General features: G+C 54.6%; 17 protein-coding genes. 10 read left to right on the forward strand and 7 right to left on the reverse strand.

The genetic code is table 11. The annotated features are described in order from the left end of the window. The first annotated feature begins 701 nt into the window (after positions 1-701). Together VMC84_RS11600 and VMC84_RS11605 are read left to right on the forward strand one after the other, a co-directional pair. Entirely contained in the window at positions 702-824 is a 123-nt protein-coding gene (locus VMC84_RS11600) for a hypothetical protein (protein ID WP_325380812.1), read from the forward strand. A 24-nt stretch (positions 825-848) separates the two neighbouring features. Beyond that, a complete protein-coding gene (locus VMC84_RS11605) occupies positions 849-1,223 on the forward strand; it encodes a ferritin family protein (RefSeq protein ID WP_325380814.1) in 375 nt (124 codons plus the stop codon). 53 nt (positions 1,224-1,276) lie between these two features. On the opposite strand, the gene VMC84_RS11610 is transcribed toward VMC84_RS11605, so the two are convergent. Beyond that, positions 1,277-1,405, reverse strand: coding sequence for a hypothetical protein (locus tag VMC84_RS11610; RefSeq protein ID WP_325380816.1), 129 nt, complete (start codon positions 1,403-1,405; stop codon positions 1,277-1,279). A 106-nt stretch (positions 1,406-1,511) separates the two neighbouring features. Between VMC84_RS11610 and VMC84_RS11615 the strand changes: the two genes are divergently transcribed. Further along, a complete protein-coding gene (locus VMC84_RS11615; protein WP_325380818.1) occupies positions 1,512-2,279 on the forward strand; it encodes a glucose-6-phosphate isomerase family protein in 768 nt (255 codons plus the stop codon). On the opposite strand, the gene VMC84_RS11620 is transcribed toward VMC84_RS11615, so the two are convergent. Next, a complete protein-coding gene (locus tag VMC84_RS11620) occupies positions 2,280-3,302 on the reverse strand; it encodes a DUF362 domain-containing protein (RefSeq protein ID WP_325380820.1) in 1,023 nt (340 codons plus the stop codon). Positions 3,303-3,451: 149 nt separating this feature from the next. Between VMC84_RS11620 and VMC84_RS11625 the strand changes: the two genes are divergently transcribed. Together VMC84_RS11625 and VMC84_RS11630 are read left to right on the forward strand one after the other, a co-directional pair. Then, positions 3,452-4,447 carry a sugar phosphate nucleotidyltransferase gene (locus VMC84_RS11625; protein ID WP_325380822.1) on the forward strand — a complete coding sequence of 332 codons (996 nt, stop codon included), beginning with the start codon at positions 3,452-3,454 and terminating at the stop codon, positions 4,445-4,447. Position 4,448: 1 nt separating this feature from the next. After that, positions 4,449-5,144, forward strand: coding sequence for a nucleotidyltransferase family protein (locus tag VMC84_RS11630; RefSeq protein WP_325380824.1), 696 nt, complete (start codon positions 4,449-4,451; stop codon positions 5,142-5,144). A gap of 9 nt (positions 5,145-5,153) precedes the next feature. Here VMC84_RS11630 and VMC84_RS11635 read toward each other — a convergent pair whose 3' ends face one another. Beyond that, a complete protein-coding gene (locus VMC84_RS11635) occupies positions 5,154-6,104 on the reverse strand; it encodes a DMT family transporter (protein WP_325380826.1) in 951 nt (316 codons plus the stop codon). Positions 6,105-6,189: 85 nt separating this feature from the next. On the opposite strand from VMC84_RS11635, the gene VMC84_RS11640 reads away from it, so the two are divergent. After that, positions 6,190-6,996 (forward strand): NAD+ synthase, encoded by an 807-nt coding sequence (locus VMC84_RS11640; protein WP_325380828.1) that lies wholly within the window; start codon positions 6,190-6,192, stop codon positions 6,994-6,996. Between the two features lie 157 nt (positions 6,997-7,153). On the opposite strand, the gene VMC84_RS11645 is transcribed toward VMC84_RS11640, so the two are convergent. Next, positions 7,154-8,209, reverse strand: a complete 1,056-nt coding sequence (locus VMC84_RS11645; protein WP_325380830.1) for a sodium:calcium antiporter — start codon at positions 8,207-8,209, stop codon at positions 7,154-7,156. Positions 8,210-8,273: 64 nt separating this feature from the next. Here VMC84_RS11645 and VMC84_RS11650 point away from each other — a divergent pair, with 64 nt between their 5' ends. Continuing rightward, positions 8,274-8,618, forward strand: coding sequence for a DUF192 domain-containing protein (locus VMC84_RS11650; protein WP_325380832.1), 345 nt, complete (start codon positions 8,274-8,276; stop codon positions 8,616-8,618). Between the two features lie 842 nt (positions 8,619-9,460). Here the strand turns inward: VMC84_RS11650 and mtxX are convergent. From mtxX to VMC84_RS11665, 3 genes are all read right to left on the reverse strand, one after another. Continuing rightward, positions 9,461-10,270, reverse strand: a complete 810-nt coding sequence (gene mtxX, locus VMC84_RS11655; protein WP_325380834.1) for a methanogenesis marker protein Mmp4/MtxX — start codon at positions 10,268-10,270, stop codon at positions 9,461-9,463. Positions 10,271-10,275: 5 nt separating this feature from the next. Then, positions 10,276-11,256 carry a tRNA(Ile2) 2-agmatinylcytidine synthetase gene (locus VMC84_RS11660; protein WP_325380836.1) on the reverse strand — a complete coding sequence of 327 codons (981 nt, stop codon included), beginning with the start codon at positions 11,254-11,256 and terminating at the stop codon, positions 10,276-10,278. 346 nt (positions 11,257-11,602) lie between these two features. Beyond that, positions 11,603-11,983 (reverse strand): hypothetical protein, encoded by a 381-nt coding sequence (locus VMC84_RS11665; RefSeq protein ID WP_325380838.1) that lies wholly within the window; start codon positions 11,981-11,983, stop codon positions 11,603-11,605. On the opposite strand from VMC84_RS11665, the gene VMC84_RS11670 reads away from it, so the two are divergent. From VMC84_RS11670 to VMC84_RS11680, 3 genes are read left to right on the forward strand one after another with little or no spacing between them, the layout of a single operon-like run. Beyond that, a complete protein-coding gene (locus VMC84_RS11670; RefSeq protein WP_325380840.1) occupies positions 11,976-14,996 on the forward strand; it encodes a VWA domain-containing protein in 3,021 nt (1,006 codons plus the stop codon). The two genes, VMC84_RS11665 and VMC84_RS11670, sit on opposite strands and share 8 nt — an antisense overlap. Before the next feature lie 12 nt (positions 14,997-15,008). Beyond that, complete coding sequence (locus VMC84_RS11675; protein ID WP_325380842.1) at positions 15,009-15,635, forward strand: hypothetical protein; 627 nt, start codon at positions 15,009-15,011, stop codon at positions 15,633-15,635. Between the two features lie 5 nt (positions 15,636-15,640). Beyond that, positions 15,641-16,093 carry a hypothetical protein gene (locus VMC84_RS11680; RefSeq protein WP_325380844.1) on the forward strand — a complete coding sequence of 151 codons (453 nt, stop codon included), beginning with the start codon at positions 15,641-15,643 and terminating at the stop codon, positions 16,091-16,093. Positions 16,094-16,101: the final 8 nt, after the last annotated feature.

Genomic DNA, 16,101 nt, shown 5'->3' on the forward strand with positions numbered 1-16,101 from the left:
TGCGTAATAGCCAAATTTATCGATAGTTTCCGATTATCATTTTCAAGTTTTATGCTTTGTTGAATATGCCCTTTTAAGTCTCAGAGTGTACAAAGGACACTATTTTTCACCACAAAGGCACGAAGAGCACGGAGGCCCACAAAGTTTTCTTTTTAAATTAAGTTACAAAGTACACTAAGCCGGTTCATTGGCGATAAGGGCACGAAGGATACAAAGACACAGTGGAATGAACAAGAGCACTTTTTGCCATCGTGCCTTCATATCCTGTATCTTATAAGTTCAAAAAGCGGCTCTGTGCCCTTTGTCTCTTAATTATAAAAAAGTCTTTGTGGACCTCCGTGCTCTTCGTGCCTTTGTGGTGAAAAATAGTGCCTCAGTACACTCCGAGACTTAAAAGGGCATATTCAACAAAGCATAAAACTTGAAAATGATAATCGGAAACTATCGATAAATTTGGCTATTACGCAAATGATAAAAATAAGACTATTTGCTATACAATGACCTATCAATATTCAACGCAGCAAAAATATTTATTAATGTCTTCGTGTCGCTTCAGGCCCGCTTAGAGTAACCTCGTGGCTGAAACCGTATTCGTGCGGTCTTGAGAGGTTTACGGGTCTTTAATGAAAAAATCTTTATATGAATACGCGAATATGTTCTATAACAAACGAACAAATAAAGACGAATGAAGAGGTAACCGTATGTTAAGCTTCAAATGCGATGTCTGCGGGAACGTGACGAAGGCCGTCATCCGGCCCCACCTGTGCCCGAAGTGCGGAGCACGCAGGGGCGCGATGCATAAGGTTGATGAGGAGAAGGAATAAAAGAATCCTGGAGGAGTCTTGATTATGTCGAAACTAACGAAGATCATGGAGCAAACCTTCACCGGCGAGACGATGGAGGTCGGACTGTACCTGGCCATGGCCAGGAAAGCGGAGCTGGACAACCTGCCCGAGGTGGCCACGTATCTAAGAGGCCTGGCGATGGAAGAGGCGGGCCACGCCTGCGAAGTCGCGATCATGCTGAGCAAGATAAAGGGCACGAAGGAGAATCTCGAGTACATGCTCGGCGGCGAGACGATGGCCACGAAGGAAAAAATGGACGCGGCCCGCGTCGCGAAGGAAGAGGGCAACAGCGATGCGGAGGCGTTCTTCATTCGGGCCTCCGCGGACGAGAACCGCCACAGGTCCGGCCTGCAGGGATTCCTCAACAAGATGAAGTAAATTGTCTTAACATTTCTTTCGCGGCCCCAAAGGCCGCCATAATGTTTGTTTTTTTAGGTCCTTTCGGTATCTTCACTGCCGCACTGCGGACATCTTACTGGAAAGCAGTCCGGGTTCTCCTCGAACACGAAGCCGCACGTCCTGCACATATAAAAGACCTTATTCTGGTCAATGTCTTCCATAGTCATAACGTCACGGCATCGCGGCCTTATAAAGAATTCGGTTACTCCGGCACATTACTGCCTTAAAAAATATAAAGGTAGGTCTCGAATATAGGTATGGTGTAAAATGGAGAGAGCGCTCCAATTCGGCCCCGGCTCGGTACAGCCCGACGTGCGAAAGCTCAGCGAGATGCGGGAGGTCATCTACGACATGGACTGGCTTAAGACCGCGCCGGACATGGACCTTTATTATATGTATCGGGACCTCGCCCTGAGCCGGAATGACCGGTCGCTCATGCTGGATAATCATTTACGCTTCGACATCACGGTCATACCGCCCGGAAAGCTCGGCAGCGAGTACGTCAAGACCGCCGGGCATTATCACCCGTGCGTCCCCGGCACGTGCTGCACCTATCCCGAGGTCTATGAAGTGCTCCGTGGCATGGCGCACTATCTTTTACAGAAGTGCGTGGACGGGCGCATCGTGGACGTGGCCATGATCGAGGCCGGCGAAGGAGACCATGTGCTCATACCTCCCGGCTACGGGCACGTGACTATAAACCCTTCAAATAAGGAGCTGAAGATGTCGAACTGGGTATCCCGCGAGTTCTCTTCCCTGTACGAGCCCTACAAGAAATGCGGCGGAGGGGCGTACTTTGAATTAACGGACGGGCGCCTCATCCGCAACGGGCGGTGCGACCACATACCGGACATCCGGTTCCTCAAGCCCGCCAGCATCTCGAAAATCGGCCTCAATAAAGGAAAGGAGATGTACGGCCTGGTCCGGGACATCGGGAAGCTTGAGTTCCTGAATAAGCCCCAGGACTACGACCTGCTCTGGGAAGAGGCGCTGAGCGACAGGAACGCCGTGAAGCCCGGCACTCCGGCCCGTTAATTATATTTCCTCTATTTTCGGCTTGAGCTCGCCCGGGATGCCGAGCTCCTTAAGCTCCCTGACCTCGGTCCAGGAGTCCACGTCGTAGGCCTCGTCGAAAATCTTATAGTCAGCCCTCTGGAGGAAGGCCGCGTCCACGGACACGGGCGAGTCGGACGCGAATATGCCGATGTCGTTCATCACCACTCTGCCGGGCCCGGGCACGCAGTCGCAGAACTGGGTGATGTTCTCGGCGAAGCTGACGAAGGATACCTTATTCTTCCCGAAAGTTGAGAGCACGCCGTAGCTCGCCGACGCGAGCGCCTTACCGAGGTTATTCTTCTTTAAAAGCTTTATCGCGCCTTTGGGGCAGGCCTCCATGCAGACGGGGCAGCGCATGCACTCCTTCGAGACGTTCTTCGCCTTATTGCCGACGATCTCGGGCAGGCTCATCTCGCACACCTTGCGGCAGAGGCCGCATCCGACGCACTTGCCCTCGTCGATCTTCAGGCCCACGGTCCGGTGCTGCCGGAGCTTGCCGGCCCGGGTTGTGCAGCCCATGCCCATATTCTTGATGGCGCCGCCGAACCCCGTGAGGGCATGGCCCTTGTCGTGGGAGACGACGATCATGGCATCCGCCTCCGCGATGGCGCCCGACACCTCGATCTCCTTTAGTATTCCCTTCGTCTTCACCGGCCGGCCGCTCTCGCTCCGCAGGCCATCGGCGGAGATGAACTGGCAGAAGCCGAAGCCATTCGCCATGGCGGTCTGGAAGTGGTCTACTGCATCATGGCGCCGCGCCAGGTAGTACGTGTTCGAGTCAGTGAGGAACGGCTTGCCGCCGGCCTCGCTTATTTTTTGCACGAGCCGGTGGACGAAGAAGGGCTGGACGTAATAGGGATTGCCGAGCTCGCCCACGTGAAGCTTGACGGCGACGAGGTCGCCCTTCGACACGCAGTCGAGGGTGCCCGCAGCCTCATATAATTCATCGGTCAGGCTCAGCAGGTTACGTGAGGTATCCCACGGGACAAGATGAACAGTCATAAAAAATAGTAAACATACAAACCACTATAAAGTTGTCTGGGGAAATGGGCCGATAGTATTTTGATGGCCCGAAAAAGTTTTTATGTAGGGGGAGCGAGCTAAATAGGAGAGAGTTCAATGTATCACGGTTTATTCTTCGGGTGGTCTCCATGATCGGCATGGTACTCTGCGGCGGCTCCGGAAAGAGGCTAAAGCCCTATACGGACAACACTCCCGCCCCCCTCGTCGAGATCAAGGATAATGTCACCATACTGGACAAGCAGCTCTTCGATTTCGCGTCCGCCGGCATCGACGAGGCCATCCTTCTCACGGGCTACAAGAGCGATATGATCGAGTCCAGGTACGGGAACGAATACAAAGGCGTCAAAATATCCTACCACGTCGAGGACAAGCCGCTGGGGACGCTGAACGCGCTCAAGGCGGGCATGCAGCTGGCGAAAGGCGAGGCCGTCGTCGTGAGGAACGGCGACGTGGTCACGGACGTCAATTTAAAGAAGATGATGCTCAAGCACAGGAACAACCCGTACCCCGTCACCATGTTCGTGACCCGCATGCACAGCCCCTACGGGATAGTGGATCTCGGCGAGGACAAGGTGCGCTCGTTCAAGGAGAAGCCTCTGCTGGAGTACTACATCAACGGCGGCATCTATTGCATTAACCACGACGTCGAGGTCTCGAACTTCGAGGGCCGGACCCTGGAGCACGCCCTGTTCCCGCGGCTGGCGGAGGCGAGCCGCCTCGGGTATTACCGGGAGGACGGCGTGTTCTGGGCGACCGTTGACACGGTGAGGGAGCTGGAGGAGGTCCGAAAGGAGTATAAGAATAAGACGGACAAGCCCTGGGGGTATGAGAAAGTGCTCATAAGCACGGACAAGTACCTGACCAAGGAGCTCTACATCCGGGCCGGATACCAGACCTCGTTCCATAAGCACCCCCGCAAGGACGAGACCATGTACATCATCGAGGGCGTCGGCTACATCGAGTTCGAGGACCACAAGGAGCACTTCGGCAAGAACGACACGGTCCGCATCGAGCCGAACGTGCCGCATACCATCGTGGCCACCGAGAACACGGTCCTGCACGAGGTCTCGACACCCTTTTTAGAGGATACCGTCCGGATCAAGGACTTCTATAGCGTGAGATGACATGAAAGCGTTCATACTGTGCGGCGGCCGCGGCGAACGGCTGAAGCCGCTGACAGATAACCTGCCGAAGCCGATGGTGAAGGTGGGCGGAAAGCCCATCCTGGAGCGCCAGCTGGAATTATTAAGCCACCACGGCGTGGACGAGGCCGTCCTGCTCGTGGGCTGGTGCGGCGGCCGGGTCGAGGAATACTTCGGCGACGGCAGCGGGCTCGGCATGCACATCGAGTACTCCTACGAGGACCCGGATAACCGCCTGGGCACGGCGGGCCCCATCAAGGCCGCCCGGGATAAGATCGACGGCACGTTCATCGTCATGAACGGCGACATCGTATCGAATGCCAATATTTCCGGCATCGTCGCCTTCCACGTCGGCATGGAGTGCTGGGGCACCATCAACATGATCAACATGCCCTCGCCCTACGGCATCATCGACCTGGACGGCAATAAGATAACGCAGTTCCGGGAAAAGCCCGTCCTGCCCTATAAGATGAACGCCGGGCTCTACGTGCTGGAGCCCCAGGTCGTCGATTTCATGCCCGATGTGGGCTCTATCGAGACGGACGTGTTCCCGAAGATCGCCGCGCTCGGTAAATTATGCGGCTACGATTCGACCGGCATATACTGGAGCGACGTGGGCACGCACAAGGACCTCGAAAAGGCCAACAGGGACATCCTGGCCGGCAAGCTCAAAATATAACTTACTTTTTTAATGTTCATGCCCGTGGTCATGGTCATCATGGGCATGCATATGCTCATGCGTTATGGTCCCGTGGACGTGGATGTGGGTGTGGGCATGCTCTTCTCCGAACAACAATAAAGCGCCCAGCGCCATCAGGGGCAGCGCGATGAGGAACGTGGTCGAGGGAGTGGCCCGGAATATGATAAAGGATATGACGACCCCGGCGAACGGCGCGGTGCCCATCCAGGCGCTCGTCCTCGCCGCCCCGATGGACCGCATGGCCATGATAAATAATGCGATGCTCAAGCCGTAACTCAGGCTCCCCAGCAGCATCGCGGCGGCGAACGCCTGCAGGCCCGGTAGCCTGGCCCCGAGCGCGAGCGCCAGCAGAAGCGAGAACGTGCCTGCGACGAGCCCCTTCACGATGCCGATTGAGAGCGGGTCTTTGGACGAGATATTCCTGGTCAGGTTATTGTCCACGCCCCAGAGCACGCAGGCCAGGATGATCGCCAGCGCGCCCGGGGACAGGCCAAACTGTGAGCCTGAGAAGGACAACACGGCGCTTGCCAGAGTTATAAGGCCTACGGCCAGCCAGATGCGCTTGCCGATATACTCCTGAAAAAGGAAAGCGGCAAGGATCGTCGTCGCCACGCACTCGAAGTTCAGCAGCAGCGAGGCCGTCGCGGCCGGAGTGCTCCGCAGCCCGAGCATCAGCGCGATAGGCGCGGCCACGCCCCCGGCAAGCACTGCCCCGGCAAGCCATGGTACATCCTTACGGTCAAGCGGCACTCCGCCGGCCGCCCCCGAGGCACGAAGCAGAAGCTTAAAGATCAGAAGCCCGATCCCGCAGCCAAGATATAATAAGCCGGCCAGGAGAACAGGGTCGACTTCGCCTAGCAGGACCTTTGACAGCGGCGCGCTGGCCCCGAAAAGGACTGCGCCCAGGACTGCCAGCAATACCGGGTAGGGTCGGGCCAACGGCGTTCACCAATTACATTAAGGCCGCTTTCCATAAAAATGTTCATAACAATCTTTTAAGCCCGGCAGCACATATTATGGGGTGATGAAGGGCCTTTTACTTTCCCGGGACGAGCTGGTGAAGTGTGAGAACGAGATCGAGGAATCCATAGTCCGGGTCGTCGAGACGAGCAAAACCAGCGGCGCCGTCGTGGCGCTGAGCGGCGGCATCGACTCGGCGCTCGTGGCGATACTGGCGGCGCGTGTCGTCGATGTCTACGGCCTGTTGCTGCCCGACACGACCTCCAACAGCCCGCAGGACGTGGAGGATGCGCAGGGCCTCGCCAGAAGCCTGGGCATCGACTACGAGCTCATCGAGATCGACCCGATCGTCGAGGCCGTTTACGCCTCCCGACCGAGGCTCGGGCCGAAGAAGTGCAAGCTAGCCTACGCCAATGTCAAGCCCCGGGTCCGAATGATCATGAACTATTTCGCCTCGAATCTGGACGGCCGCATCGTGCTGGGCACGGGCAACAAGACTGAACTGCTCATGGGCTACTTCACGAAGTACGGCGACGGCGGCGTGGATATATTGCCCATCGGCGGCCTGTATAAGACGCGTGTGCGGCAGATGGCGAAGCACGTGGGCGTGCCGGACGATATTATTAAAAAGCCGCCTTCTGCGGGCCTGTGGAAGGGCCAGACAGACGAGGGCGAGATGGGCATCACGTACGAGGCGCTGGATAAGATACTGTATGGCGTCTTCGACCTGGGCCTCTCCTATGGCGAGATACAAAAGGAGACAGGCGTGGACGAGGCCGCGTTCGCGCACATCATGGAACGGGTCCGGGATAACGAACATAAGCGCAACATGCCCCCGACCACTGACATAGGAGCTATACTCGGGCGCTAATCTATCAAGGCCCTCGAAAATATAATAAGATACACGAAGACGGTTTCAGCCACGAAGTACTCAACTTAAAAAGTCTTAGAGCAACTTCATGCCCGCTTCGTGTCGCTTCGTGGCTAAAAAATGTTGGTGAAGCTTTTTTTAGGGCCTTTGCTGGAGTTTAGATACTAAGCAATACTGCGGCGAAGAAGATGACGTAGAACAGCCCGCCGAGCATCAGCCCGGACATCTTTATTTCCTTCTGGCTGGACTCGATATATAGTATAACGCCGGACAAAAGAGCGATGCCGATGGTGAGCGCCTCCAGGAGCTCCGCCGGGTTCGCGATGTTCAGGTGCCAGCCCGTCAGCAGGATGCCGATCGTCACGGGTATGCAGCTCTGGAAGACCATGGCGCCGGTGATGTTCCCGATGGCGAAAGTGTCTTTGCGCTCACGGATCCACAGCATGCTGTTGAACTTTTCCGGCAATTCGGTCGCGATGGGGCTGATGACGAGCGACAGGATAAGCGGGTTTATGCCGATGACCGCGGCTATGGCGCTGATCTGGTTCACGAAAAGGTCGGCGCCAAGGATGATGGCCGCGAGCGACGCGAGTACCTGCAGCACGATGAGCACGGTCGAGGGCTCGCGGGGCTCCGGGCAGTCCTTGTCCGGCCTGCCCGGCAGGCAGCGCTTGATCACTTTATCAAAGTAAAGGCCCTTTAAGTCCACGCCTCCGACTGCCTCCCCGGACTTGAGAGTGTATATCGTATAAACGATGTAAAGGGGTATGAGCGTGAAGCCCAGCACAGTCTTGAAAATACCGTACTCGGTGGGAACGAAGGCCGCTATAGCGGCGAGTGAATAGGCCAGCAGGAAGAAAGTGAGGTCGCGGCGGATGAGCTGGCCGTTGACATGCAGGGTACGGGTGTTCCGGCGTTTGGCGAATACCAGCACGGAGAGGCCGCAGATGAATAGGGCCAGCGTCGCCAGCATGAATGGTGCGCCCAGGATGGCCCCGATGCCGATCTCGTCGCCCGCCTCCCCGCCCATCATCAGTATCGCGATCAGCGGTATGAGCGTCTCCGGCAGGGCCGTGCCTATGGCTGCGAGCACGCTGCCGACAGCCCCCTCCGATAGGTTGAATCGCTTGCCTGTCCACTCGACGCCGTTCGTAAAGAACTCGCAGGCGCCCAGTATGACGACGAAGCTTAATAAGAATGCGATGAGATCCATTCAACCCACGGCTACATACCTAGTCCCAATATTCATATATAGTTTTTCTGCCATAGGCTCCTTCATGAGCCTCACCGCCGAAGGCGGCCGCATCGTTTCAGCCGACATCGAGATCGCCGATTCGTTCCTCTCGAAACTTCTCGGCCTGATGTTCCGGAAGAGCTTTGCCGGGGCGCTTATCTTCGACATGGGCCGCGTGACATACGACGGCATCCACATGCTCTTCGTCAGGTTCCCCATCGATGTGGTCTTCCTGGACCCCGACAGGCGGATCGTCGACCTGAAGGAGAACGTCCGGCCATGGGTGGGCACCGCTTTTCCCAAAAGCCGCTTCATGTACGCTATCGAGCTGCCCGCCGGGACTATCGCGAAAGTGGACCTTAAAGCGGGCGAAAAATTAGAATGGTAGGATATTATTGTTTAATGTGATTGGTGTTTCTTTTAAGTTGTGGCATTCCTGGTATCGGTTGTACCACAGAGCGCGCAGACAGTAGTTACGTGCTTATAGTAAAGGCGCCTGCTTGCTCGCCTTAAAATTTCATTCTGGCTTTAAGTGCTCGAAGAGCACTGAGGAGACCATTTTTCACCACAAAGGCACTATGGCACGGAGGCTCACAAAGTCTTTTTTAGATTAAGTTACAAAGATCACAAAGCCGGTTCATTGGCGATCAGGGCATGAAGGATACAAGGGCACAGTGGAATTAGCAAGAGCACTTTTTGCCATCGTGCCTTCATAATCCTTTGTATCTTAGAAGTTCAAAAAGCGGCTCTGTGCCCTTTGTATCTTAATTATAAAAAAGTCTTTGTGGGCCTCCGTGCTCTTCGTGCCTTTGTGGTGAAAAATAGTGCCCCCGTCACCGTTGTGCCTTAAAGAGCAGCAAACGATCATGACACAAGCACGGAACTACTGTCAAAGTTTTTATTAAATGGAGGCGCTGAGGACTCAGAGGTCACAGGGCCCGCTTTTTGTTCCTTCAGAGGCACAGAGATTGCAGAGGCACAGGGCAAAAAGCACTCCCATTTTTATCTTCGATGAGATACACTAGATGAAGAGGCTATTAATAAAATTATCCGGTAGCTTCGGGGGTGTTATATTGATCGCCTCTGTGTCTCTGCCATCTCTGTATCTCATCGACGATCTATCCCAAGGGATCAAAATTATAAAAGTCTCTGCGCGCTCTGTGGTATGACCGATACCATGCCATAATACTGTAGAAGATAGTCAGAAGCGTCTATATCAATCAAAATTATTTATAAAGGCTTTTTTGTCACCATGGCACTGGCCAGGCAGATGGCATGGTCGTATCCGCTTCCCGCCCGGGACGTGTCCACATAGACGATGTCGGTCCCGACGAGTGGGGCCCCATAGCCTTCGCCGCAGCCGACCAGGCACAGCGACCGGAACATGAGGTTGCCGCAGACGCCGTCGGGCGCCAGGATGTATTCGTACTCGTTCACAGCGTCCTCGAACAATATCGCCGCGTGCTTCGCATCGATTCCCTTTGACCTAAGCGCCGCGGCCACGGCCTCGGCGTCGTCCATGGTCCTATCGACCCTGGACGAGCGCCCGCGGTCCTCCGTGCGGCCGCCCGATAGAACGCCGATGCGAGGCTCGACGCCGAACCTGCGCACCAGCGCAGCGCCGGCCTCGCCCAGCTCTATTTTTTCCGGAACCGTCCACCCTTCGTCCACGCCCACCGGCGCAAAAAAGAAGAACCGGCCCGAAGGCGTGCGCAGCAGCGACACCCGGAGGACTCGCGGGAGGCCCATGATGCGCTTGAGGGATCTCAGCGTCGAGTTGGCGCCCAGAGAGCCCCGGACGACCCCGTCGACCTTGCCGTCCTTTAGCAGGTTAATGAGCGCCTCGTCGGGCTTATCGGAGACCACAGTATCCAGCACGGTCTTTAGCGGCTGCGGGCTGACGAGCGTGACTCTTGCGAGCCCCCTTTCGGCGGCCTTCTCCGCAGCGTCGACGGTCTTCTCCGCGTACTGCGGGCCGACGCCGACGGCGATTCGGGCGTAGTTGGCCACGGCCCGCGCCGTGATCGTCTCCCAGAGCATCGCACTCATCTCTTTATTAACGGAAGGGCAGTGTCGTTGTACAGCGCCGCCGCGTCCGTCCTCTCCTCGGACAGGGCGATCGCCGCGAGCGCGCCGATGCGGCCCTCCCGGTCCGGGAAGAGGTCGACGAACTCGATGCCCGTGCCCTTCACGTTCTCCTCGACCGTTTCCACGGAGACGAGGCGCTTTTTGACCTCCCATCCGAAGGAGTTGAGCGCCGGCGATATGCCGATGCCCCGGTACACGGCGATGCCCGTCTTATTCGAGCGGGTCTCCTGCTTAACGGTCGAGACGACGTTGTCGACGAGTTTATCCACGGCCCCGGGCCGCGCGGCGAAGGTGATGGCGGAGGAGACGCAGTTCGTGGTCTTGTGGGGAGACTTCGGGAAAAGCTGGATGAGCCGCAGATTCAGGGGCTGTACGCCCTCGATAGCCGCGGCGAGCTTGCTGGCCTTGAGCGCCAGCACCCAGGTGGCGCCGCCCTCCTTGTTATCGGTGTCGTCGATGCCTATGGTGACCTTCTCGTACAGCGGCGTGACAAGCTCCACTCGATTTGCCCTGGCGCCCCCGACCTTCAGGTCCTCCTCCGTCGGGTATATAGAGTACAGCACGCCCGGCGCCTGCGCCAGACACGCAGCCACGCCAAGGCCAGCCCCGCCGCAGCCCGCCCACCTGGTGTGGACCTTATCGCCGTCGAGGGCCACGGACTCCAGGCCCTGGCCGCCGTACTCCACGTCCGTGGGGCCGAACTTGATGGGGCTCTCGCCCAGCCGGGCCCTCATGACCATGGTCGTGCCCTCGACCTCGCAATACTGGATGGCCCCGCCGGCGCGGCACCGGTTCACGGCGTCCCACTCGATGGTGCCCTTCACGGCGCACGTCTCGACGATCTCGGCGACGCCCTTCGAGGCGTCCACCATGGTCAGGAAGCGCTGCGAGAACATCGGGCCGAACTTATCCTTCACCTGCGTTGGGTTGAGTTTCATGAGAATCACTTGCTAACGAAATTTTCGGTAATGATGTAATACTGGTTTCTATAAAAGAGTTTTGAGAATTTATTTGCCCTTCAGCATCAAAAACAAATAATTTATTTATTTCAATGAGTGGAGATTTATTCTGATAATAGCAAAATTATTAAAAATTTAATAGTGAATTAGCACAAATTTATACCTTTTTTGGCATTTAAGGAAAAATAAAAAGCCTTTACGCAAAGTATTAATAAGCCCTATTCGTTTAATCTATAATGGATATTTGTATGGCCGCTAAAATGGTTCATAATAAACTTTCAATGTTTGCTATAGCCATATTAGCTATAGCAATATTCATTGTTTCTCAGGCTCCACAGGTCACCGCTGCTGGAACTGTATCGTCAATCAGCCTTTCTGTCAATCCTGTGACGCTCAATGCCGACGGCACGAGTAAAGCCACTGCAACTGCTACCGTTACCGTGTCATCTGGAAGTTTAAGCGGCAATACAGTTACATTCACGGTGAACGGCACGAGCATAGGCTCCGCTTTAACGGATGCAGGTGGTGTGGCAAGCATGAGTATCGGGCCGTACGCGAGCGCGCGTATTGTAAACGTGCAGGCAAATTCTGGATCAAAGACTAGCGCCATTATCCCTGTTACCTTCATCGGACCGCCTGCAACTCTGGATCTGACGGCTTCCCCAGCTTTAAGGCTCGCCAATGGAGTCAGCACGTCTATGGCCATCGCAACGGTGAAAGACCAGAATGGCAATGCCATAAGCAATGCTGCAGTGAACTTTATCATCGACGGCGTCTATGCCGGCACCGTGTACACGGACGCCAGCGGTAACGCCAACATGCCGGTCGGGCCTTATGGAAGCACTCACACGGCCAACGTGACGGCGACGATTAACTCTTTAAGCTTATCGGCTAATGTAAAGTTTTTAGACCGGAACAATCTCTTTCTCTTCAGGTATCCGAGCGCTAACCAGCCGGTTCAATCCTACGCGGAGGTCGACGCGGTCTTTTATAGTGACCTGGGGAACAGTACCTATGCAGCCGGAGTGCCCCTGACCTTTACGGCATATGATCCTTATTTCTCCGTACTGGGGACGTATTCAGGCGTTACGGACGCGAGCGGCACCGTTAGGTTTTTCTTCAACATGAGCCCGTTGCTGGGCAATAACACCGTCGTCGTCAGCAATAGCAACCTGGGAGGCACGCTCAAGACCACGGTCATCGTAGGCGAAGGCGGAGACGTTAGTAACATAATCATTTCATCAAATCCCGCTTCCCCCGTATTAGCCGACGGGACTTCAGGTTACACATTGACCATACAGGCGACCGATTCCGGGTACAATCCCGTTAGAAATAAGCATTTAACCATCGTGAAGAACCAGGACATAAATTATTCAATCGATGTTACGACTAATAATAATGGCTATGCGACCGTGAACATACCGCCTTCAATATTCGTGCGCAACGATGTCTATACGGTTACAGCCCAGGACATTGATTCTGCGAACAATTCCACTAAATACGTCAACAACTCGATCACATTGGGTTATATCCCCGGCCCGGCCACGGTACTTAGCGTGATAGCCGATCCGAACGCGGTCGCGAATGCCAATGTAACGACCCCGGGCGGGGCATATGACGTCCACTCAACCGACATCATTACGACTATCACTGATGCGTGGGGCCATCCCATAAGCGGTCAGACGGTCAATGTGGCTTCACTTAACTCTACCCTGGGTTCAATATCCGGACCTACCACGGGTGTCACAAGCGATAGCGGAGAGTTCACTACCCAATTTACTTTGAATGCTTCGAATAGATTGGTCGATACGACCATGGGGGTGCCGGTCAGGGCGACCAGCGGCTCGCTATCGGGCACATGCTACGTTCTGTATACCGATGATTCGTTCCTTAGCATCAAGTCCAGTGTTTATCCGAAATATAACATTTCGGTGAACGATACGATTAACGTGAACATAACGGTCAGGGGCATCGGGTGGAAGATCCGGGGACAGAGCTATGACATTGCCCTCATCTTCGATAGCTCGGGCAGCATGGACTGGCTATCCACGACGATCTACCCGACCACAAAGGACCCTGTATTAGGTTATATACTACCTGAAACAGGTACCATGAGCGCAAAGATGTATTCGACAGTTTATAAAAACGGCCATAATGATATCGATCCCAGGGACTGGCACTTTGTGGATGATTATACCTACCATGGAAATGGGAGCCAAAGCATTGAAATTATGTTTTCATCGTCATATAGAAACTATAGCTCGGATAACAGCGGAACTTGTTATTACTTGATGGTCAACGATTCCGCAGGAGATTATTGGTCGACATACGTCGGTGGTACGAATTACGATCATTCGGCGAATGAGAACTATGTCATCATCCCGAACCCGGTGAACGGCAGAACATACCATATTTATGGTGCGTATATTTATAATTCCGCCATGGGCGGCGCGCCGTATAATATGATGGTCCTGACGGAGCCGAAGAGGCTGGGACAGAAAGGCGATGTGGACAGCGCGGCAAAAGTTGCCGCGTCACTGTTCGTAAATAATATGACGAATAATCGGGTTAGCATCGTATGGTTCAACACCAGCTCGAAAGTCGCCTCACACCTGAAAACGGTTGACAGCACGAATAAGACTATCATTAATAATGCCATCAATGGCCTTGGCGCAAGCGGCGGCACTCAAATAGCGCTGGGTATAAACTCGGCAATAGCCGAACTCACCGGCCCGTACTCGAATAGTTCCAATAAAAAGGCGGCAATACTACTCTCGGATGGCTATTCCCAGAGCCCCGGCAATGATATAGCCGCGGCGTATACTGCCAAGAACGACAGTATAACCATATTTACAATAGGGATGGGCATGCCCGATATGAAAACACTGGGCGACATAGCCAATATCACTGGCGGCACTTTCAATATGACGACGTCTGCGATTGATCTGCAATACGTCTATGGGAACATCTCGCAACAACTCAACCAGATCGTCGCCAATAAGACGGATATGCACATAATCACGAATTGCACGTATATCAATGGCACGCTATACCCGGATGCGGTTTACGTTCCCGGCAGCGCTTATGTCAAGTACCCCAATGGTACGGTAGTGCAGCAGGACCCGTCTATAAATTCGAACGGCACCTATGACCTCAGGTGGAACCCGGGCGTCATCAAGCTCAATGATACCTGGACTCTCAATTATCAGCTCCGGGTAATAATGCCGGGCCCGATACAGCCCATCACCAACCAGAGCTACATTAACTTCACCCGGGAGGACGGAAGCAATGATAGCGCCATGTTCACCACGGAAAGCCTGTTCGTTAACGGTACCAGCCCTGGTAACCTGTCCCTATCGACGTTACCCGGGCCCAACGTAACGATACTTTCGCCATTACCCAAGACGGGATATAACACGACTCCGCCGACGCAGAAGATCGCCTGGCAGGTGAATTATACGGGTAACTATTCGTATAATGAGACGATAACCCAGATCGACTCAAGTGGCACGATAACAGCTTTATACCCGAGCGCCAAATATCCAGCAGGCACGTTCGACGGTAACAGCAACCGTACGTTCAGCTTTGACTGGGACAGCAGCCAGATTGCGGGCGACTATTCGATATTGATCATCGCCGATGACCACCACGGTGATCCGGGCAGCGATAGCGTTTTACTCCGCATCAGGTATGCCAACGGCCAGATCATACTCGTTTAAAAAGGAGCCACCATGGTAAAAATAACGTATATAATAACGGGCGCTGTACTAATAGTAGCTCTGGTCGCCATCGGGGCCTTCGTTTATTATCATGGCAGCGCTCCGACCGCTCCTGCCCCAACTCCCTGGCCTGCGCCCGGCCTGACCAACGGGACCGAGGCCGGGATAACGGCCTTCCAGGCATTATCTCTTGGTAATAACGATGCTAGCGTAAAACGCTGGATGGCGAATAATAAGAACGCGTCAATAGCGGAAATCTCTTCGGAATTCTGCGACGGGGGCCTATCCGATACCTGGAAGCTGACCTATGCCTCGGATTCAGAGGAGGCGACGGTTAAGATAGGGAACATGACTGTACAAGACGTCACGTTTGCCAAAACGCCTGAAAGAGTATTCCCCCGGCAACAGCTCATCACGGATAAGCTGATAGACAGCGATAGGGCATGCGGGATAGCTTCGAATTCACTGGCGAATATCGGCGATGCCACGGACGGACCTGCTTCGATCACCCTGACCATGAAGGGGTCTGGAACGCCCATATGGGATATTAACTACCCGATCGCCTCGGGCTATTACATATTCCGTATTGACGCCTCGGGCGGTAAAATAACCGAGAGCGTGCAAGTCAATGGAAGTTGAAGCATATGCTGAGAGACGATGATTCCGGCCAATTCTTATTGCTTACAGGGGTCGTGATATCCATAGGAATGGTCATACTCCTGATCTTCCTCAACCAATCCTCCATGGGTGGCTACTCATCATCAGACTCGATAATGAGCTTCCCGAAGAACGACATCAGAGACCTCCGGATCGAGACCATAAACGAGGCGATTTCACTGGGGGCCCGGGAGAATAATAACCCGTATTATGGTTATAATAATTCGACGAGAGGGCAAATCAGGTCGGACATGTTCAATGCCTCGTTCATCGGGTACGCCTCGGACATTGCGAGCCTGAGTGCCAGGAACGGGTACCTGGCAAGCGTAAGCGCCATACCCGGTGTGGAAAACCAGACGATCAGCAACGCCACGGTCTCCGTATACTATAACAATGGCGAGACTATGTATAACGAGACGCTGACGGTCGTTATAGCTTAGGTGTGGGA

Origin of the sequence: Methanocella sp., from assembly GCF_035506375.1 — an archaeon.
GTDB lineage: Archaea > Halobacteriota > Methanocellia > Methanocellales > Methanocellaceae > Methanocella.